The following is a 19,841-nucleotide window of genomic DNA, read 5'->3' on the forward strand; positions in this document are numbered from 1 at the left end:
TGGACGAGCCTAGCCAGGGGACACGGATGGGCCGGGGAGGCTCGCGGACCTCCGGCGGATGGGGCCAGCGGCGGCTCGGGCCCGCTTCGAGGCTCCCTTCGTTCGCACCTCGAGGAGCGGCGCTTCGCGGAGCGGTTCCCCGCGAACGCCGAAGGGCCGCGCCTCGCGGCACGGCCCTTCGGGATGGATCGGTCAGATCAGCGGTAGACGCCCGGCTCGTCGCCGAACGAGTCGCCCGAGGTGAACGAGTCGAAGTCGACGAAGTCGAGGTCGCCGTCGCCGAACGACGACGAGTCGCCGAACAGACGGTTCGGGTACCGCTCCGCCTTCGCCTCCTCGGTGGCCTCCACCTCCACGTCGCGGTACCGGTGCAGACCGGTACCCGCGGGGATGAGCTTGCCGATGATGACGTTCTCCTTGAGGCCGACGAGCTGGTCGGTGCGGCCGTTGAGCGCCGCCTCCGTGAGCACCTTCGTCGTCTCCTGGAACGAGGCGGCCGACAGCCACGACTCCGTCGCGAGCGACGCCTTCGTGATGCCCATGACCTCCTGGCGGGCCGACGCGGTCTTCTTACCCGAGGTCAGCGCAGCACGGTTGAGGTCGTTGTACCGCGCACGGTCGACGAGCTCGCCCGGCAGCAGGTCGGTCTCGCCGTGGTCGACGACGGTGACCTTGCGGAGCATCTGACGGACGATGACCTCGATGTGCTTGTCGTGGATCGGCACACCCTGCGAGCGGTACACGTCCTGCACGCCGGACACCAGGTGCTTCTGCACCTCGCGCACGCCGCGCACGCGCAGCACCTCCTTGGGGTCGATCGCGCCGACCTGGAGCTGCTCGCCCTGCTCGACGTGGTCGCCGTCCTGCACCATGAGCGTCGCACGACGCAGCACCGGGTAGGCGATCTCGTCGCTGCCGTCGTCGGGGACGATGACGATGCGCTTCGCCTTCTCGTCCTCCTCGATGCGCACGCGGCCTGCGGCCTCGGCGATCGGGGAGGCGCCCTTGGGCGTGCGGGCCTCGAAGAGCTCCGTCACGCGGGGCAGACCCTGCGTGATGTCGCTCGCGCCCACCGAGCCACCGGTGTGGAACGTACGCATCGTGAGCTGCGTGCCGGGCTCGCCGATCGACTGCGCCGCGATGATGCCGACGGCCTCGCCGATGTCGACGAGCTTGCCCGTCGCCAGCGAACGGCCGTAGCAGGCAGCGCAGACACCCGTCGTCGACTCGCAGGTCAGGACCGAGCGGACCTTGACCTCCTCGACGCCGGCCGCGATGACCGCGTTGATCTGCACGTCGCCGAAGTCGGCGCCTGCAGCCGCGAGCACCGTGCCGTCGGGAGCGACGACGTCGGCAGCGAGCGTGCGGGCGTACACCGACGACTCCACGTTCTCGCCGCGCACCAGCACGCCGTCGATCGTCTCGCCGATGGGCATGTCGAGACCGCGCTCGGTGCCGCAGTCCTCCTCGCGGATGATGACGTCCTGCGACACGTCGACGAGACGACGCGTGAGGTAGCCCGAGTCGGCGGTACGGAGGGCCGTGTCCGCCGAGCCCTTGCGAGCACCGTGCGTGGCGATGAAGTACTCCGCCACCGACAGCCCCTCGCGGTACGAGGAGATGATCGGACGGACGATGACCTCGCCCTTCGGGTTCGTCACGAGACCGCGCATGCCGGTGATGTTGCGGACCTGGATCCAGTTGCCGTTGGCGCCTGCCGTGACCATGCGGTAGATGGAGTTGTTCTCGTCGAACGCCTCCTGCGTGGCCTTCTGCACCTCGTTCGTGGCGTTGGTCCACAGCTCGGTGAGGTCCTGACGACGCTCGGCATCGGAGATGAATCCGTTGTCGAACTGGTCCTGCACCTTCTGCGCCGCGTCCTCGGCCCTGGCGACGATCGCCTTCTTGTCCTTCGGCGTGATGACGTCGGACAGGGCGACCGAGATGCCCGACCGCGTGGCCCAGTGGAAGCCGGCGTCCTTGATCTTGTCGAGCGTCTCCGCCACGACGACCTTCGGGTACCGCTCCGCGAGCGCGTTCACGATCTGCGAGATGACCGGCTTGGTCGTCGCCTCCTGCACGAACGGGAAGTCCGCGGGGAGCGTCTCGGCGAACAGGGCACGGCCCAGCGACGTCTCGAGCAGGAACGGCTCGCCGTCGACGAAGCCCTCGGGACGGTCCTGCTCACGGAAGTGCAGGTCGTCGATGCGGATCTTCACCAGCGCGCCGAGGTCGAGCGAGCCCTGGTCCATCGCCATGATCGCCTCGGCGACCGACGAGAACGCACGACCCTCACCCGTCGCGCCCGGCTTCACCGTCGTGAGGTGGTGCAGACCCGACACGATCTCGTGCGTGGGCAGCGTCACCGGACGGCCGTCGGACGGCTTCAGGATGTTGTTCGACGCCAGCATGAGGATGCGGGCCTCGGCCTGCGCCTCCACCGACAGGGGAAGATGCACGGCCATCTGGTCGCCGTCGAAGTCGGCGTTGAACGCCGAGCAGACGAGCGGGTGCAGCTGGATGGCCTTGCCCTCGACGAGCAGCGGCTCGAACGCCTGGATGCCGAGACGGTGCAGCGTGGGCGCACGGTTCAGCAGCACGGGGCGCTCGGAGATGATCTCCTCGAGCACGTCCCACACCTGCGGCTTCGAACGCTCCACCATGCGCTTGGCGTGCTTGATGTTCTGCGAGTGCTGCAGGTCGATCAGGCGCTTGATGACGAACGGCTTGAACAGCTCGAGCGCCATCTGCTTCGGCAGGCCGCACTGGTGCAGCTTGAGCTGCGGGCCGACGACGATGACCGAACGGCCCGAGTAGTCGACGCGCTTGCCCAGCAGGTTCTGGCGGAACCGGCCCTGCTTGCCCTTCAGCATGTCCGAGAGCGACTTCAGCGCGCGGTTGCCCGTGCCCGTGACGGGACGGCCACGACGACCGTTGTCGAACAGGGCGTCGACCGCCTCCTGCAGCATGCGCTTCTCGTTGTTCACGATGATCTCGGGAGCACCGAGGTCGAGCAGGCGACGCAGACGGTTGTTGCGGTTGATGACGCGACGGTAGAGGTCGTTCAGGTCGGAGGTCGCGAAGCGGCCACCGTCGAGCTGCACCATCGGGCGCAGCTCCGGCGGGATCACCGGCACGACGTCGAGCACCATCGCAGCCGGGCTGTTGCCCGTCTGCAGGAACGAGTTCACGACCTTGAGGCGCTTGATCGCACGGATCTTGCGCTGGCCCTTGCCCTCGGCGATCTCGAGGTGCAGGTTCTCGGCCTCGGTCTTGAGGTCGAACGCGAGCAGGCGACGCTTGATCGCCTCCGCACCCATGTGGCCCTCGAAGTAGTCGCCGAAGCGGTCGACGAGGTCGTGGAAGACGGCGTCCTCGGGCTTCAGGTCGCCGACCTTCAGCGAGCGGAAGTCGTCGAACACGCGCTCGAGGTGCGCGATCTGCTCGTCGGTGCCCTTGCGGATCTGCGCCATCTCGCGCTCGCCCGCGTCGCGGACCTTGCGCTTCTGGTCGGCCTTCGCGCCCTCCTCCTCGAGCTGGGCGACGTCGGTCTCCAGCTGCTGCAGGCGGTCGGCGATGGCCGAGTCGCGGCGCTTCTCGAGCTCCGCCATCTCGAGGCGGATCTCCTGCTCGATGCCGGGCAGGTCCTCGTGACGGCCGTCCTCGTCGATCTCGATGATCATGTACGCCGCGAAGTAGATGACCTTCTCGAGGTCCTTCGGCGCCATGTCGAGGAGGTAGCCGAGACGGCTCGGCACGCCCTTGAAGTACCAGATGTGCGTGACGGGGGCGGCGAGCTCGATGTGGCCCATGCGCTCACGGCGCACCGACGACTTCGTGACCTCGACACCGCAGCGCTCGCAGACGATGCCCTTGAAGCGCACGCGCTTGTACTTGCCGCACGAGCACTCCCAGTCCCGCGAGGGACCGAAGATCTGCTCGCCGAACAGCCCGTCCTTCTCGGGCTTCAGCGTGCGGTAGTTGATGGTCTCCGGCTTCTTCACCTCGCCGTACGACCACTTGCGGATGTCCTCCGCAGTGGCCAGGCCGATCCGGAGCTCATCGAACGTGGTTGCGTCGATCAATGTTGTTCCCTTGGCTGAATCTTCGTAGCGGGCCGGATCAGATCTCGTCGATCGACGAGAGCTCCGGGCGCGAGATGTTGATGCCGAGCTCCTCGGCGGTGCGGAGGGCCTCGTCCTCGTCGTCACGCAGCGTGACGACCTCGCCGGCGGCGTTGAGCACCTCGACGTTCAGGCAGAGCGACTGCATCTCCTTCATGAGCACCTTGAAGGACTCGGGGATGCCGGGGTCGTGGATGTTCTCGCCCTTGACGATCGCCTCGTACACCTTCACGCGGCCGACGATGTCGTCGGACTTCACCGTGAGGAGCTCCTGGAGCGTGTACGCAGCGCCGTATGCCTCGAGCGCCCACACCTCCATCTCGCCGAAGCGCTGGCCACCGAACTGCGCCTTGCCGCCCAGCGGCTGCTGGGTGATCATCGAGTACGGACCCGTCGAGCGCGCGTGGATCTTGTCGTCGACGAGGTGGTGCAGCTTCAGGATGTACATGTAGCCGACCGAGATCGGGTACGGGTACGGCTCGCCCGAGCGACCATCGAACAGACGGGCCTTGCCCGAGCCGTCGATGAGACGGTCGCCGTCGCGCGTCGGGAGCGTCGAGTCGAGGAGACCGATGATCTCCTCCTCCGTCGCACCGTCGAACACGGGGGTGGCGACCTTCGTGCCGGGGCCGGCCTTGAGGATCTCCTTGGGCAGGTTCTTCGCCCACGCCGCCTTCGCGTCGGCATCCCAGCCCGTCGCCGCGATCCACCCGAGGTGGGTCTCGAGCACCTGGCCGAAGTTCATGCGCTTCGGGATGCCCAGCGGGTTCAGGACGATGTCGACCGGCGTGCCGTCGGGGAGGAACGGCATGTCCTCCTCGGGCAGGATCTTCGCGATGACGCCCTTGTTGCCGTGACGGCCGGCGAGCTTGTCGCCCTCGGTGATCTTGCGCTTCTGCGCGATGTAGACCACGACCTTCTCGTGCACGCCCGAGCCCAGCTCGTCGTCGCCGTCCTCCGCGTTGAAGTGCTTCACCGCGATGACGGTGCCCTGCTCGCCGTGGGGCACCTTGAGCGACGTGTCGCGCACCTCGCGGCTCTTCTCGTTGAAGATCGCGCGGAGCAGGCGCTCCTCTGCCGACAGCTCGGTCTCGCCCTTCGGCGTGACCTTGCCGACGAGGATGTCGCCGGGGCGGACCTCGGCGCCGATGCGGATGATGCCGCGCTCGTCGAGGTCTGCCATCAGGTCGAGGCTGACGTTGGGGAGGTCACGCGTGATCTCCTCCTTGCCGAGCTTCGTGTCGCGGGCGTCGACCTCGTACTCCTCGATGTGGATGGACGAGAGCACGTCCTCCTTCACGAGGTTCTGGCTGAGGATCATGGCGTCCTCGTAGTTGTGGCCCTCCCACGGCATGAACGCCACGAGGAGGTTCTTGCCGAGCGCCAGCTCGCCGTTCTCGGTCGCGGGACCATCGGCGATGACCTGGCCGACCTCGACGCGGTCGCCCGCCGAGACGATGACGCGCGTGTTGTACGACGTGCCCTGGTTCGAGCGGTCGAACTTGCGCAGGTAGTACGTCTGCGTGCCGCCCTCGTCGAGCTGCACCGTGACGACGTCCGCCGAGACCTCGGCGATGACGCCGGCCTTGTCGGCCGTCACCACGTCGCCGGCGTCGATGGCCGCGAAGCCCTCCATGCCGGTGCCGACGAGCGGCGAGTCGCTGCGGAGCAGCGGCACGGCCTGACGCTGCATGTTCGCACCCATGAGGGCGCGGTTCGCATCGTCGTGCTCGAGGAACGGGATGAGGCTCGTCGCGACCGACGCCATCTGGCGCGGCGAGACGTCCATGTAGTCGATGCCCTCGGGGCCGATGAGCTCGACCTCGCCGCCCTTCTTGCGGGCGATGATCTTCTCGGTCGTCAGACGGCCCTTGGCGTCGAGCGGCGAGTTCGCCTGCGCGATGACGTGCTCGTCCTCCTCGGAGGCGGTGAGGTAGTCGATCTGCTCGGTGACGACGCCACCGACGACGCGGCGGTACGGCGTCTCGATGAAGCCGAACGCGTTGATGCGGCCGAACGTCGCGAGACGACCGATGAGGCCGATGTTCGGGCCTTCCGGGGTCTCGATCGGGCACATGCGGCCGTAGTGCGAGGGGTGCACGTCTCGCACCTCGACGCCTGCGCGCTCACGCGACAGACCACCGGGGCCGAGCGCCGACAGCGTGCGCTTGTGGGTCAGGCCCGCGAGCGGGTTGTTCTGATCCATGAACTGCGACAGCTGCGACGTGCCGAAGAACTCCTTGATCGCCGCCGACACGGGCCGGACGTTGATCAGGGTCTGCGGCGTGATCGCCTCGATGTCCTGCGTCGACATGCGCTCGCGCACGACGCGCTCCATGCGAGCCAGACCCGTGCGGACCTGGTTCTGGATGAGCTCGCCGACCGCGCGGATGCGGCGGTTGCCGAAGTGGTCGATGTCGTCGGTGTCCAGGCGGATGTCGACGGCCTCGCCCTTGCGGACGCCCGGCAGGGTGGTCTCCTGGGCGTGCAGCGCGACGAGGTACTTGATGGTCGCGACGATGTCGTCGACCGAGAGCACCGAGTCGCTCATGGGCACGTCGATGCCGAGCTTGCGGTTGACCTTATAGCGGCCGACCTTCGCGAGGTCGTAGCGCTTCGGGTTGAAGTAGAAGTTGTCGAGCAGCGCGCGCGCAGCCTCGGCAGCGACCTGCTCGCCCGGACGGAGCTTGCGGTAGATGTCGCGGAGGGCGTCCTCCTTCGACATCACCGGGTCCTTCTCGAGCGTCGCGAGGATCGACTCGTAGCCGGCGAACTCGCGAGCGATGTCCTCGGTCTCGAGACCCAGCGCCTTGAGGAAGATCGTGACCGACTGCTTGCGCTTGCGGTCGATGCGCACGCCGACGGCGTCGCGCTTGTCGATCTCGAACTCGAGCCATGCACCACGGCTCGGGATGACGCGAGCCGAGTAGACGTCCTTGTCGGAGGTCTTGTCGAGCGTGCGCTCGAAGTAGACGCCCGGCGAACGCACGAGCTGGGACACGACGACACGCTCGGTGCCGTTGATGATGAACGTGCCCTTCTCGGTCATGAGCGGGAAGTCGCCCATGAAGACCGTCTGCGACTTGATCTCGCCGGTCTCGTGGTTCATGAACTCGGCGGCCACGTAGAGGGGCGCCGCATACGTCTTCGAGCGCTCCTTGCACTCGTCGATCGTGTACTTCGGCTCCTCGAGGGACGGCTCCGAGAAGGAGAGCTGCATCTTCTCGCCGAGGTCCTCGATGGGCGAGATCTCCTCGAAGATCTCCTCGAGGCCGGACTGGCGGGAGACGTCGTCGCGTCCCTCCGCGTCGGCTGCGGCCAGGCGATCCTGCCAAGCCTTCGAGCCGATGAGCCACTCGAAGCTCTCGGTCTGGAGAGCGAGAAGGTCGGGGACCGTCAGGGTCTCGGGGATCTTCGCGAAGCTCAGTCGGGCGGCGCTGCGCCCGGTGATGGCATCTGCCAAGGTGACTACCTCCGTGCCGCATGCGGGTTGCAGCCGCTGCGGGTCGACGTCGTAAGGTGAGTTGCCATCCGGCCCCGATGAAGCGCTCGAGAGCGCACGCCGACCGCAATATGAGGGCATGGGGAAGCCAGAGGCAAACTCCTACGATACGCCCGGGCGATTCGCGTGTCCACTCCCGGCGTGTCTCGCGATCGGGATCCGCGTGCGCTGACGGCGAACGGCGGAGGTCGCGATCGGCGCCGTCCTGCCCCGATCGGCCGCCTTCTGCAGCGATTGGCCACTTCCTGCGCCGATTGGCCACTTCCCGCGGCGATTGGCCAGTTCCTGCGCCGAATGGCCGCCTCTCGCGGCGATTGGCCACTTCCTGCGGCGATTGGCCACGTCGTGCAGGTGTCCGCCGGGCGATTGGTCCACAACTGGACCAATCGGCCGCCGACCCCCTTCGATGACGACCCCGCGCGTGCACCCGGCAGGATGGGAGCGTGTCCGCACTCCCCTCGACGACGCTCTCGAACGGCATGCACGCCGAGATGCGCTTCTCGGGCGACGGCGGCTACCAGCTCGTCGTCGACGGCACGCCCCAGTCGCACGTCGATCCCGAGCGCCCCGAGCTGCTCGTCTACGAGTACGTGCAGCGCATCGGCCACGTGCTCGACGCCATGCGCCCCGGCCCGCTCACGGCCGTACACCTCGGCGCCGGCGCCCTCACGCTCCCCCGCTACGTCGCACGCACGCGTCCCGGCTCGCGTCAGCAGGTCATCGAGCTCGAGCCCGGCATCGTCGAGATCGTGCGCGAGGTCGCGCCGCTGCCGCGCGAGGCGAGCATCCGCATCCGCTACGGGGATGCGCGCGCCGTGCTCGAGCGCTTGCCCGGTGGGCTCATGGGCGCGTGCGACCTCGTCATCGTCGACGTCTTCGCCGGCTCGCAGACCCCGGCGCACGTGACGTCGGTCGAGTTCCACGAGCGCGTGCGCGCGCTGCTCGCGCCGGGCGGCGTGCTGTGCGTCAACCTCGCCGACGGCCGCGAGCTGCGCTTCGTGCGCTCGCAGCTCGCGACGCTCGCGCACGTGCACGAGCACGTCGCGGCGATCGCCGACACCGGGTTCCTCAAGGGCCGCCGCTACGGCAACCTCGTCGCCGTCGCCTCCGACGAGCCGCTGCGGCTCGATGGCGTGCCCGCGGCGCTGCAGCGCGACCCGTGGCCCGCGAAGGTCGTCGAAGGCTCCGAGCTGCGCCGCTTCGCATCGAGCGGCGCCATCGTGACCGACGCGACGGCGCTGCCGTCGCCGCCGCCGAACCGGTCGGTGTTCGGCTAGCGGCACTCCCCTTCCCACGAGCTCGCCATGAGTCTCGGATGCGTCGGGCGATGCGCGCGGATCGCGTCGGTGGTCGGGTGCAGGATGTGCGCATGCATGCGGTGCTCGGCTTCGACGTGACGACGTTGCGTCCGACGGTCGACGTCGCCGCCGCGACGGCCCGCATCGACGCCATCGGGCTGTCGCGGGCGATGGCCGACCTCGCCGAGCGGGCCTGGCTGCTGCTCGCCGTCGGCCGCATCGACGAGGCGTCGGGCAGCGCCGCGCGGGCGCTCATGGTCGCGCGAGCGACGGGCGATCGGCGCGAGAGCGCGCGCATGCGCCTGCTGCGCGCCGCGATCGCCGTCGGCGGCGGCCAGCTGGTCGCAGCGCTGCGCGACTGCGACTCCGTGGTCGACGAGGCGCGCGCGTCGGGGTGGGATGCCGTGCTCGCCGAGGCGCTGCACGAACGCGGCGTCGCGCGCTTCGCCGCGCAGCGCTGGCGCGAGGCGGCCGACGACCTCGGCGAGTCGCTCGCGCTGCTGCGCGCCGCGCAGGAGACGTCCGGCGACCTCGCCGCGGCCGGCGAGGTCGATGCGACGGGCGACGCGGCACGGGCGGAGGCGATCGACGCGGCCGAGGTGTCGCTGCTCGTCGCGCTCGACCGCGCGGATCGCGCCGAGGGCGCGGCGGGGCGGGCGCGACCGACGCATCCGCTGTTCGGCGGGCGCTGACCGCTCCGCACCTGCGCGCGTACCCCGTTCGCGACGCTCGACGACGGATTGCGTCGCGTGTGTTGCGCAGGGGTCACGGATCGGTGACGATCCGATCTCGCGACCACCGGATCCATTGCCTCGGCCGCATCCGCACACCTACGCTCCTGGAAACCGAGCGCCCGACGCGCGGCGCCCAGCCCCAAGGAGCACCGATGGCACGACGACCCATCCGCATCCTCGCGAGCCGCGCAGGCTCGCAGGCGATCACGAGCGAGCTCACGCGTCGCGGCTTCCTCGCCGTCGCGGCCGGCTCGGGCGCCACGGCCTTCCTCGCGGCATGCTCCGGCCCCTCCACGAGCGAGGCGCCCGCCGCGACCGGCGGCGCCCTCGAGGATGCGCTCGCCATCTACACGTGGGGCGACTACGACGCCCCCGAGACCCTCACCGAGTTCACCGACGCCGAGGGCCCGCAGATCACCCTCGACTCCTACTCGTCGAACGAGGAGATGATCGCGCGCCTCGTCGCCGCCAACGGCACGTCGGGCTTCGACGTCATCGTGCCGACGGGCGTCTTCATCCCGCAGCTCATCGAGCAGGGCCTCATCCAGGAGCTCAACCTCGACCTCATCCCCAACCTCGCGAACCTCGACCCCGCGTTCGCCGGGCAGGACTGGGACCCCGAGAACGCCTACTCGATCTGCAAGGACTGGGGCACGACCGGGTTCGTGTTCGACTCCACCGTCATCACGCGCGACCTCGTGACGTGGGAGGACTTCCTCGACGCCGCCCAGAACGAGGCGAGCGGTCGCACGAGCCTGCTCGACGCGCCCGAGGACCTCACGGGCCTCTACTTCTGGGCCAACGGCATCCCGTGGACGACGACCGACGCCGCCGACCTCGACGCCGCCGAGGACTTCCTCGTGAACACGCTCGCGCAGCACATCTCGGCCTTCGACTCGTACCCGGGCTCCGGCGCGATGCAGCAGGGCACGCAGGTGCTCATGCAGTGCTGGAACGGCGACGCTCGGCTCGGCATCCTCGAGTCCGAGGACCCCGACCGCTGGCAGTGGCGCCTCGGCGCCCCGGACACCGAGCTGTGGATGGACAACTGGTGCATCCCCGTCGGCGCACCCCACCCCGAGGCCGCGCACGCGTTCATCGACTACGTGCTCGACCCGACGGTGTCCCTGCAGGAGCTCGACTACATCGGCTACCACACGGGCGTCGCCGGCATCGAGGAGGCCGCGACCGCCGAGGGCCTCGAGCGCACCGACATCGTGTTCTTCACGCCCGAGCAGCTCGAGACGATGCACAACGGCGAGGTCAACGAGGCGCAGCCGCGCGGCGTCGAGATCTGGAACGCCATGAAGGCAGCGGCGGGCCAGTAGGCATGACCGACACCGCCGCCCAGGCAGCCCTGCACGCCGCCGCCGAGGCGCACGCGGGCGACGTCACGCTCACCGGCGTCACCAAGCGGTACGGCGACGCCGTCGCGGTCGACGGCCTCGACCTGCGCATCGCGCAGGGCGAGTTCCTGTCGCTGCTCGGCCCGTCGGGCTGCGGCAAGACGACGACGCTGCGCATGATCGCCGGCTTCGAGGAGCCCGACGCAGGCGACATCCGCATCTCGGGAGCCTCGGTCGTGGGCGTGCCGCCGCACAAGCGGCACGTCAACACCGTCTTCCAGCAGTACGCGCTCTTCCCGCACCTCACGGTCGCCGAGAACGTCGCCTTCGGGCTGCGTCGCACGCGCGTGCCGCGGTCGGAGCTCGGCGGCCGCGTCGTCGAGGCGCTCGACATGGTGCGGATGCGGTCGTTCGCCGATCGCAGGCCCACCGCGCTCTCCGGCGGCCAGCAGCAGCGCATCGCCCTCGCGCGCGCCCTCGTGAACCGGCCGTCGGTGCTGCTGCTCGACGAGCCGCTGTCGGCGCTCGACCGGCAGCTGCGCGAGGAGATGCAGGTCGAGCTGAAGCTGCTGCAGGCCCGACTCGGCACGACGTTCGTGTTCGTCACCCACGACCAGGGCGAGGCGCTCTCGATGAGCGACCGCATCGCCGTCATGCGCGCGGGCCGCATCGAGCAGCTCGCCGACGCCGACACCGTCTACGGCTCCCCCGCATCCGCCTACGTCGCCGGCTTCATCGGCAGGCAGAACTTCTTCACGGGCACGGCCTCTGGCGCGCTCGTGGAGGCCGACGGCGTCAGGCTGCGCGGCACCACCGACCTCGTGGCGGGCACGCGCGTGCGCGCCGCGATCCGCCCCGAGGCCGTGACGTTGGCCGCGGGCGAGGATGCGGGCGAGAACCGCATCGTCGGCAGGCTCGTGGGCATCAGCCACCTCGGCGAGTCGATGCAGTTCATCGTCGAGTCGGGCCGCCACTCCATCGTCGTGCTCACGCCGCGCCCCACGGCGCCGCGGGTCGAGCCCGGCGAGGCCGTGACGCTGTCGTGGTCGCCCGCCGACGTCGCCGTCTTCCCCGACGAGACCGCCGCGCCCGTCGAGGAGCCCTCGGCGTGACGGCTCTCGGCTCCGCGCCGCGACGCGCCGCGACGCCCCCGCCGCGTCGGCGCCTGCGCGCCCCCTCGTTCCTGCTGGCGCTGCCCGCCTGGTTCTGGCTGCTCGTCTTCTTCGTCGCGCCGGTCGGCCTCGTGCTCTACTACTCGTTCGGCTACAAGCCGAGCCTGTTCGAGACCGTCGCGACCGATCGGCTGTCGTTCGACCGCTACCTCGAGGCGCTCTCGCCGACCTTCGCCTCCGTGTTCCTGAACACGCTGTGGGTCGGGGTGATCGGCACGATCCTGTGCCTCGTCATCGCGATGCCCGCCGCGTACTGGATCGCCACGAAGGTGCCCGCGCATCGTCGCGGCCTCATGCTGGGCCTCGTGCTCGTGCCGTTCTGGACGAACTTCCTCGTGCGCACCATCGGCTGGCGCGTCATGCTGGCCCCCGAGGGCTTCCTGTCGGAGTGGATGGTGAGCCTCGGGCTCGGCCCGATCGAGCTGCTCAACACCCGCGGCGCCGTGCTCATCGGCGTCGTCTACAACTACCTGCCGCTCATGATCCTGCCGCTCTACGTCGCGTTCGACCGCGTCGAGGGGCCGCTGCGCGAGGCGAGCAAGGACCTCGGCGCCGACCGCGTGCGCACCTTCCTCACCGTGACGCTGCCGCTCGCGCGCCCCGGCATCGTCGCGGGCGTGCTGTTCGTCTACATCCCGCTCATGGGCGACTACATCACGGCGACCGTGCTCGGTGGCGCGCAGGGCACGATGGCGGGCCAGCTCGTCGCGAGCCAGTTCCAGACGGCGCAGAACTGGGCGCTCGGCTCGGCGATGGCCGTCGTGCTCATCCTCACGACCGTGCTGTCGGCCGTCGTCGCGGCGGCGATGCTGTGGCTCGTGACGTGGCCGGTGCGGTTCGCGACGCGCCTGCGGATCGGAGGCGCATCGTGACCGCTCCCGTCGTGCGACGCCGTCGCCGCCCCGTGACCGACGTGCTGCTGTCGGTGTGGGGCTGGCTCGTCATGGCCTTCCTCTTCGCACCCATCCTCGTGATCGTCGTCTACTCGTTCAACGACGGGCGCCTGCTGTCGGCCTGGGGCGGCTTCGGCTTCTCGGCGTACGAGGCGGCGTTCGCGAACCGGCAGATCGTGGCGACGGTGCTCGTGACCATCCGCGTCGCGATCTGGTCGGCGCTGCTCGCGACCGTGCTGGGCACGATGGCGGGCATCGCGCTCGCACGTCGCCCCGGCAGGTGGACCGTGTGGTTCACGGCGCTGCTGCTGCTCGTGACCGTGACGCCCGAGATCGTGGATGCCGTCGCCCTGCTGCCGTGGTTCGTGCAGCTGGGCACCGAGCTGGGCATCACGATCCTCAACGACGGCATCGTGCGCCTCGCGATCGGCTCGTCGCTCTTCTCGACCGCCGTCGTCGCCTACCTCGTGCGCTCGCGGCTCGTGGGCATGGACGAGCACCTCGAGCACGCGGCGACCGACCTGTACGCGACGCCGTTCCAGGCGCTCACGCGCGTGACGCTGCCGCTCACGGCGCCCGCCGTGCTGTCGGGATTCCTGCTGTCCTTCACGCTCAGCCTCGACAACACGATCATCGCGGCGTTCGTCTCGGTGCAGGGATCGACCCCGTGGCCCGTCTACATCCTCGGCTCCGTGCGGTCGGGGCTGCGGCCCGAGATCGCCGCGATGTCGACGGTCATGCTCGTGCTGACGCTGCTCGTGCTCGTGCTCGTCGCCATCGTGCTGCGCCGCTCGGGCGACTCGACGGCGCAGATCGCCCGCACGATGACCGGCGGCTGACGCCGATCGACGCGGGCCCCGGCGCCGGACGGCGCCACCCCTCGACGCGGCCGCGCATGCGGTCGCAGGATGCACACGACGAAAGGCGGATCACATGGTCGACGCGATCTTCACGAACGGACCCATCTTCACCGCCGACGCCGCAGGGTCGTGGGCGACGTCGCTCGCGGTGTCGGGCGACCGCATCGTCGCGGTGGGCCACGACGACGTGCTCGACCTGCGCACCGCATCCACCGAGATCGTCGACCTGCGCGGACGCCTGCTGACCCCCGGCTTCGTCGACAGCCACGTGCACCCCGCATGGGGCGGCCTCGACATGCTGCGCTGCGACCTCGCCGGCACCGACGTGTCGCGCGACGCCTACCTCGCGACCATCGCGGCGTACGTCGCGGAGCACGCGCACGAGCCGTGGCTGCTCGGCGGCGGCTGGGCCATGGCGGCGTTCCCGGGCGGCACGCCCCTGGCCGCCGACCTCGACCGGATCGTGCCCGACCGGCCCGCGTTCCTCACGAACCGCGACGGGCACGGCGCGTGGGCGAACTCGGTGGCGCTGCGCATGGCGGGCATCACGGCATCCACGCCCGACCCCGCCGACGGCCGCATCGAGCGCCTCGCCGACGGCTCGCCGAGCGGCACGCTGCACGAGGGTGCCATGACGCTCGTGAACCGCCTCATCCCCGTCGAGTCGCCCGAGCGGATGCGCGAGGCGCTGGTCGTGGCGCAGCGGTACCTGCACTCGCTCGGCGTCGTCGGCTGGCAGGACGCGATCCTCGGCGACTACGGCGACGCCCCGAACCCTGGCCCGACGTACCTCGCGCTCGCCTCCGCGGGCGAGCTCACGGCGCGGGTGCGCGGGGCGCTGTGGTGGGAGCGCGGACGCGGCGTCGAGCAGATCCCCGAGCTCGTCGAGCGCCGCGAGGCGTGGACGGCGGGCACGTTCACGTCGACGAGCGTGAAGATCATGCAGGACGGCGTCGCCGAGAACTTCACCGCCGGCATGCTCGAGCCCTACTGCGACGGCCACGGGCATGCGACGACGAACGACGGGCTGTCGTTCCACGACCCCGCCGTGCTCGCCGAGGCGCTGCCCGAGCTCGAGCTCCTCGGCTTCCAGGCGCACTTCCACGCCATCGGCGACCGCGCCGTGCGCGAATGCCTCGACGCCGTCGCCGCCGCACGCGCGGCGAACGGATGGGTCGACTCGCGGCCGCACATCTCGCACATCCAGGTCGTGCACCCCGCCGATCGGCCGCGCTTCCGGCAGCTCGGCGTCGCCGCCAACATGCAGATGCTGTGGGCCGTGTTCGAGGACCAGATGCTCGACCTCACGATCCCGTTCCTCGGCGGCGAGGACGCCGCTCGCGTCGGCTGGCAGTACCCATTCGCGTCGCTCGCCGCCGCCGGTGCGACGCTCGCGGCGGGATCCGACTGGTCGGTGTCGACGCCCGACCCGTGGGCGGCGATCCACGTGGGCGTGAACCGCACCGAGCCGGGCACGGTCGGCGCGCGGCCGTTCCTGCCGTCGGAGGCGCTGCCCCTGCCCACCGCGCTCTCGGCGTACACGGCAGGCTCGGCATGGCTGAACCGTTGGGAGTCGGGCGTGCTGGCCCCGGGCCGTCTCGCCGACCTGGCGATCGCATCCCGCGACCCGTTCGCGGGCGCATCCGACGAGATCGGCGACACCGCGAACGACGAGACCTGGGTCGGCGGCCGCCGCGTCTACGTGCGGGAGTGACGCCCCGACCGCGACGTGGCTGCACGTCGCTCGGTCGCCTCCTGTCGCCGAAGGGTCGCTCGGTGCCGGTGAGTGGTCGGTCGATGCGCGTGCGCGGTCAGCAGATGTCGCCGACACGCCGCCGAGACGACATCTGCTGACCACTGTGGGACTCACGACGGCGACGGATCCGCTCTCGCGAGCACCGCATCCATCGCGAGGGCATCCGATGCCGTGATCTCCGGCACACGCACGAGCACCTAGTGCGCGGAGTAGCCGCCATCGACCAGGTGGTAGCTGCCGGTGATGAACGACGCCTCGTCGCTCAGCAGGAACAGCGTGAGCGCCGCGACCTCGGCGTCGGTGCCGAGGCGCTTCGACGCGTGCTCGGCCTCGAGCGCCGCGATGGCCTCGGCCGACAGGGACGCGCGCAGCAGGGGCGTGTCGATGAAGCCGGGGCCGACCGCGTTGGTGCGCACGCCGTCGGCGGAGTACTCGAGCGCGGCGACCTTCGTGAGGCCGTCGAGCGCGTGCTTCGTGGCGACGTAGGCCGAGTTCTCGGCGATGCCGACGGTGCCGAGCACCGACGCCATGTTCACGATCGCGCCGCCGCCCGCCGCGACCATGGCGGGCAGCTGGGCGCGCAGGCCGTAGAAGACGCCGTCGAGGTTGACGGCGCGCACGCGATCCCACGCCTCGATCTCGTAGTCGCCGATCCGCGCCGCGGGGGCGCCGATGCCGGCGTTGTTCACGGCGAGGTGCAGCGCGCCGAACGTCTCCTGCGCGAAGGCGACGGCGGCCTGGGCCTCGTCGGGCTTCGCGGCGTTCTGCGCGAACGCGGCGGCCTCGCCGCCCGCGGCGACGATCGCGTCGGCGACGCCCTGCGCCGCATCCAGACGGATGTCCGTCACGACGACCTTCGCACCCTCTGCCGCGAGCCTGCGCGAGATCTCCGCACCGATGCCGCTGCCGCCGCCGGTGACGATCGCGACCTTGCCTTCGAACCTGGCCATGTGCCGGCCCCTCTTTCCCTTGCTGGAGCGAGCGGGTGCCGATCGGCGCCCGGGAGGTCGGGGCGCGGGTCCGGCGAGCGGCGCGAGGTGCGTCGTGCGAACGGGCGTCGCGTCGACGGGACCTCCGTATCGATCCAACCACCATCGGCCGCCCGCGCTTCCCGCGGCCCGGTCGATGGCCGACGTCGGCGGTCGGTGCGACGATGGATGCGTGGGGATGGGGCTGCCGGTGCGCGCGTCGGGTCGCGCGCACGTCGCGCGGCGCTCGCGAGGGGCGCGGCGTGGCTGACCTCGCGCGCGTGCGGGTGTGGGCCGAGTCGCTCATCCGCATCCACCTCGACGACTCGTGGACGTTCGCGTTCGACCACGCCAAGCGGCGGGCGGGCCTCACGGACCACGCTGCGCACCGCATCTCGGTGTCGCGGTACCTCGCGTCGCGGTACGAGGACGACGAGGTGCACCAGGTGCTGCTGCACGAGGTGGCGCACGCGCTCGCCGGCTTCGACGCCGGCCACGGCGCCCGGTGGCGGCGCGTGGCCAAGGAGCTCGGCTACGAGGGCGGGCGCCTGCACGACGGCGAGATCGCCTCGGAGCTCGCGCCGTGGATCGGCCGCTGCCCCGCCGGGCACGTGCACCATCGCTTCCGGAGGCCGACGCGAGCTGCGAGCTGCGGACAGTGCTCGAAGCGCTTCGACGCCGCGTACCGGATCGCCTGGGAGCACGTGCGATGACGTCGGCGCCCGAGTCGGTGCTGCTGTCGAGCGGGCAGTCGGCGTCGATCGTCGTGCTCGACGACGGCTGGGCGCTCGAGATCGACGGATTCCGCCAGTCGCACGTCGGCGACGATGCCGAGCCCTCGCCGCACGCGACGGTGCGGTGGATGCTCGCCGCGCTGTCGGGTCCGCTGGCTCGGCAGGCGCCGCGGATCGCCCACCTGGGCGGCGCGGCGATGAGCCTGCCTCGGCAGGTCGCGCACGCGCGACCCGCGGCCGAGCAGGTGGCCGTCGAGCTGGAGCGGGCGATCGTCGACCTCGTCGTCGCGCACGCGCCGCCGCCCGCGGGCGTCTCGGTGGCGGTCGGCGACGCGCGCGCGTGGCTCGACGCGGCGCCCGCCGGCGCACTCGACGCGATCGCGATCGACGTCTACGCGGGCGGACGCATCCCGCCGGCGTTCACGTCGCTCGAGTGCGCGGTCGCGGCGCGGGCTGCCCTGGCGCCCGGCGGGCTGCTCGTCGTCAACGGCGTCGCGGGGCCCGAGCTCGCGTTCACGGCGGCGCACCTCGCCGCGCTCGAGGCCGCGTTCGGCCACGCGGCGCTCATCGTGCAGGGATCGGTGCTCGCCGGCGCGCGCTTCGGCAACGCGGTGCTGCTCGCGAGCGCCGAGCCCATCCCGCCCGAGCCGATCCGGGCGGCGCTCGCCGGCGACGCGTCGCGCGGCGCGTTCGTGGGCGACGTCTCGCGCATCGTCGGCGACATTGCGCCGCTGCGGGATGCCGACGCGCGGTGGTCGCCGGAGCCCATCCGCGCCGCCTTCATCCCGCCCGCCGACTGAGGACTGCCGGGTCGCTGCGAGGAGGCCATCGAGCGTCGATCGGCGACATCGCCGGGGCGGTCGGACACGTCGTGCGGCGATCGGCCGCCTCCTGCGGTGATCGGCCACTTCATGCGGCGATTGGCCACTTCGTGCGGCGATTGGCCGCTTGGTGCGGTGATTGGCCACTTCGTGCGGTGATTGGCCACGTCCCGTAGGGCTGACCCGGTCGAGTGGTCCAGAACTGGACCAATCGACGACTCCCCCGCAGCGCATCCCAGGGCGGGCCGAGCCGTCAGGCGGCCGCGGCGACCTCGCGCGTGGCGCGCTCGGCGCGCACGAGGTGCGTCGTCGCACCCCGCAGCGCCACGGCGGCCGCGCAGGCGACGGCAGCCTGCGGCGAGTGGAAGTCGATGCCGCGGTCGGCGAGCGCGTCGACGATGCGGCCGGCGACGAGGGTGTCGGCGACGCTCACGCGCAGCGAGCCGTCGGGCCACGCGTCGCCGGCGGCCGCGATCGTGATGGAGGCGCGGCGTCCGAGCCGCGTCTGCTCGGCGAGCACGAGGTCGGCGACCTCGTCGGCCGTCTCGAGCGTCGCGGCGAGCACGAGGGCCGCATCCGCGGCGCGCAGCGCGTCGCCCGACTCGCCCGCATCGGCGTCGGCGACGATCACGACGTCGGCGGGGTGGGCGCGCAGCGCCTGCACGCCCCACTCGAGCTGGATCTGGTAGTCGGCGGACACGGTCGCGAGCGTACGTGGGCGGCCGCGGGCGTGCCGCATCCGCATGTCACGGAGCGTCACGCGCGTGGGAGTCGTCGCGAGGTCGGGCGCCCCGCTGCGCGATCCGGGCCTCGCGACGAGGGCGGGTCAGCGCAGCGCGCCGAGATGCGCGAGGGCCGCGCGCACGAGCGCGCCGCGGCCACCCTCCATCTCGGAGGTGACGAGCTCGGAGGCCGCCTGGTCGGGCGTGAGCCACGTGAGCTCGAGCGCATCCTGCCGCGGCTCGCACGTGCCGGTCACGGGCACGATGAACACGAGCGACACGGCGTGCTGGCGGTCGTCGTGGTAGTTGCCGTCGCCTGGGATCGGGAAGTACTCGGCGACGTGGAACGGCGTCGGGCACGGCGGCAGCTGCGGGAACGCCATGGGCCCGAGGTCCTTCTCGAGATGCCGGTCGAGCGCGTCGCGCAGCGACTCGCCGTGCATGACGCGGCCCGACACGATCGTGCGAGCGATGCCGCCGGATGCACCGACGCGCAGCAGCAGCCCGACGTCGGTGACGCGGCCCTGGCCGTCGAGGCGCACGGGCACGGCCTCGACGTAGAGCATCGGGATGCGACGCCTCGCGTCGGCGAGCTCGTCGTCGCTCAGCCATCCGGGATTGCGGTCGGGTGTGCGCACGGACATGCCTCCATCGTGGCATCCCGCAGCGGTCGCGGCCCGTCATGGGCGTCGCGGCCACGCCGTACGCGTCGACGACTGGTCGCAGTCGGCTGCCATCTGCGACCACTCGGCAGCCAAGCACGACCAGTGCTCGACCATCTGCGACCAGTCACGAGCCATCTGCGACCAGTCATCTCCGCGACCCGCGCCAGCCGACCGCATCCGCGTCACCCTGCGGCCGCGCGTGCCGCCTATGCTGGCGCCGACAGCGCCGCGTGCGCGCGAGAGGAG

The 19,841-nt window shown here is 70.9% G+C and carries 14 protein-coding genes; 9 read left to right on the forward strand and 5 right to left on the reverse strand.

Annotation, left to right across the window (positions count from 1 at the left end):
- Nucleotides 1-197 precede the first annotated feature (197 nt).
- Both rpoC and rpoB read right to left on the reverse strand, forming a co-directional pair.
- The gene (rpoC, locus tag FS793_RS07920; protein ID WP_144719969.1) at nucleotides 198-4,085 is read right to left on the reverse strand and encodes a DNA-directed RNA polymerase subunit beta'; all 3,888 of its coding nucleotides are present in this window, start codon (nucleotides 4,083-4,085) and stop codon (nucleotides 198-200) included.
- A gap of 37 nt (nucleotides 4,086-4,122) precedes the next feature.
- Complete coding sequence (rpoB, locus tag FS793_RS07925; RefSeq protein ID WP_144719970.1) at nucleotides 4,123-7,707, reverse strand: DNA-directed RNA polymerase subunit beta; 3,585 nt, start codon at nucleotides 7,705-7,707, stop codon at nucleotides 4,123-4,125.
- Between the two features lie 398 nt (nucleotides 7,708-8,105).
- Here rpoB and FS793_RS07930 point away from each other — a divergent pair, with 398 nt between their 5' ends.
- From FS793_RS07930 to FS793_RS07960, 7 genes are all read left to right on the forward strand, one after another.
- Nucleotides 8,106-8,903, forward strand: coding sequence for a spermidine synthase (locus FS793_RS07930; protein WP_144720415.1), 798 nt, complete (start codon nucleotides 8,106-8,108; stop codon nucleotides 8,901-8,903).
- Between the two features lie 92 nt (nucleotides 8,904-8,995).
- Nucleotides 8,996-9,616 (forward strand): hypothetical protein, encoded by a 621-nt coding sequence (locus FS793_RS07935; protein WP_144719971.1) that lies wholly within the window; start codon nucleotides 8,996-8,998, stop codon nucleotides 9,614-9,616.
- A gap of 194 nt (nucleotides 9,617-9,810) precedes the next feature.
- On the forward strand, nucleotides 9,811-10,986 hold the full coding sequence (locus FS793_RS07940; protein WP_144719972.1) for a polyamine ABC transporter substrate-binding protein: 1,176 nt from the start codon (nucleotides 9,811-9,813) through the stop codon (nucleotides 10,984-10,986).
- Nucleotides 10,987-10,988: 2 nt separating this feature from the next.
- The gene (locus FS793_RS07945) at nucleotides 10,989-12,116 is read left to right on the forward strand and encodes an ABC transporter ATP-binding protein (protein ID WP_144719973.1); all 1,128 of its coding nucleotides are present in this window, start codon (nucleotides 10,989-10,991) and stop codon (nucleotides 12,114-12,116) included.
- A complete protein-coding gene (locus FS793_RS07950) occupies nucleotides 12,113-13,048 on the forward strand; it encodes an ABC transporter permease (RefSeq protein ID WP_144719974.1) in 936 nt (311 codons plus the stop codon). The genes FS793_RS07945 and FS793_RS07950 overlap by 4 nt, the downstream gene beginning before the upstream one ends.
- Entirely contained in the window at nucleotides 13,045-13,908 is an 864-nt protein-coding gene (locus tag FS793_RS07955) for an ABC transporter permease (protein WP_260980084.1), read from the forward strand. Before FS793_RS07950 ends, FS793_RS07955 begins: the two co-directional genes overlap by 4 nt.
- Nucleotides 13,909-14,002: 94 nt before the next feature.
- Nucleotides 14,003-15,643: an amidohydrolase gene (locus FS793_RS07960; RefSeq protein WP_144719975.1), complete on the forward strand. Its 1,641-nt coding sequence runs from the start codon at nucleotides 14,003-14,005 to the stop codon at nucleotides 15,641-15,643.
- A 239-nt stretch (nucleotides 15,644-15,882) separates the two neighbouring features.
- Here FS793_RS07960 and FS793_RS07965 read toward each other — a convergent pair whose 3' ends face one another.
- Complete coding sequence (locus FS793_RS07965) at nucleotides 15,883-16,635, reverse strand: SDR family NAD(P)-dependent oxidoreductase (RefSeq protein ID WP_144719976.1); 753 nt, start codon at nucleotides 16,633-16,635, stop codon at nucleotides 15,883-15,885.
- Between the two features lie 281 nt (nucleotides 16,636-16,916).
- Here FS793_RS07965 and FS793_RS07970 point away from each other — a divergent pair, with 281 nt between their 5' ends.
- Nucleotides 16,917-17,366, forward strand: coding sequence for a SprT-like domain-containing protein (locus FS793_RS07970; RefSeq protein WP_144719977.1), 450 nt, complete (start codon nucleotides 16,917-16,919; stop codon nucleotides 17,364-17,366).
- Nucleotides 17,363-18,187, forward strand: a complete 825-nt coding sequence (locus FS793_RS07975; protein WP_144719978.1) for a spermidine synthase — start codon at nucleotides 17,363-17,365, stop codon at nucleotides 18,185-18,187. The genes FS793_RS07970 and FS793_RS07975 overlap by 4 nt, the downstream gene beginning before the upstream one ends.
- A 274-nt stretch (nucleotides 18,188-18,461) precedes the next feature.
- Here FS793_RS07975 and FS793_RS07980 read toward each other — a convergent pair whose 3' ends face one another.
- Nucleotides 18,462-18,908 (reverse strand): hypothetical protein, encoded by a 447-nt coding sequence (locus FS793_RS07980; RefSeq protein ID WP_144719979.1) that lies wholly within the window; start codon nucleotides 18,906-18,908, stop codon nucleotides 18,462-18,464.
- A 126-nt stretch (nucleotides 18,909-19,034) separates the two neighbouring features.
- A complete protein-coding gene (locus tag FS793_RS07985) occupies nucleotides 19,035-19,574 on the reverse strand; it encodes an NUDIX hydrolase family protein (RefSeq protein WP_144719980.1) in 540 nt (179 codons plus the stop codon).
- Between the last annotated feature and the right edge of the window lie 267 nt (nucleotides 19,575-19,841).

The sequence above is a fragment of the Agrococcus jejuensis genome, assembly GCF_007679035.1.
In the GTDB taxonomy this organism is placed as follows: domain Bacteria; phylum Actinomycetota; class Actinomycetes; order Actinomycetales; family Microbacteriaceae; genus Agrococcus; species Agrococcus jejuensis_A.

Coding starts and splice junctions, on each gene's coding strand:
- FS793_RS07945 (WP_144719973.1), top strand. CDS start 10,989: ATGACCGACACCGCCGCCCAGGCAGCCCTGCACGCCGCCGCCGAGGCG.
- FS793_RS07940 (WP_144719972.1), top strand. CDS start 9,811: ATGGCACGACGACCCATCCGCATCCTCGCGAGCCGCGCAGGCTCGCAG.
- FS793_RS07935 (WP_144719971.1), top strand. CDS start 8,996: ATGCATGCGGTGCTCGGCTTCGACGTGACGACGTTGCGTCCGACGGTC.
- FS793_RS07930 (WP_144720415.1), top strand. CDS start 8,106: ATGCACGCCGAGATGCGCTTCTCGGGCGACGGCGGCTACCAGCTCGTC.
- FS793_RS07965 (WP_144719976.1), bottom strand. CDS start 16,635: ATGGCCAGGTTCGAAGGCAAGGTCGCGATCGTCACCGGCGGCGGCAGC.
- FS793_RS07975 (WP_144719978.1), top strand. CDS start 17,363: ATGACGTCGGCGCCCGAGTCGGTGCTGCTGTCGAGCGGGCAGTCGGCG.
- rpoB (WP_144719970.1), bottom strand. CDS start 7,707: ATGCCCTCATATTGCGGTCGGCGTGCGCTCTCGAGCGCTTCATCGGGG.
- FS793_RS07985 (WP_144719980.1), bottom strand. CDS start 19,574: ATGTCCGTGCGCACACCCGACCGCAATCCCGGATGGCTGAGCGACGAC.
- FS793_RS07960 (WP_144719975.1), top strand. CDS start 14,003: ATGGTCGACGCGATCTTCACGAACGGACCCATCTTCACCGCCGACGCC.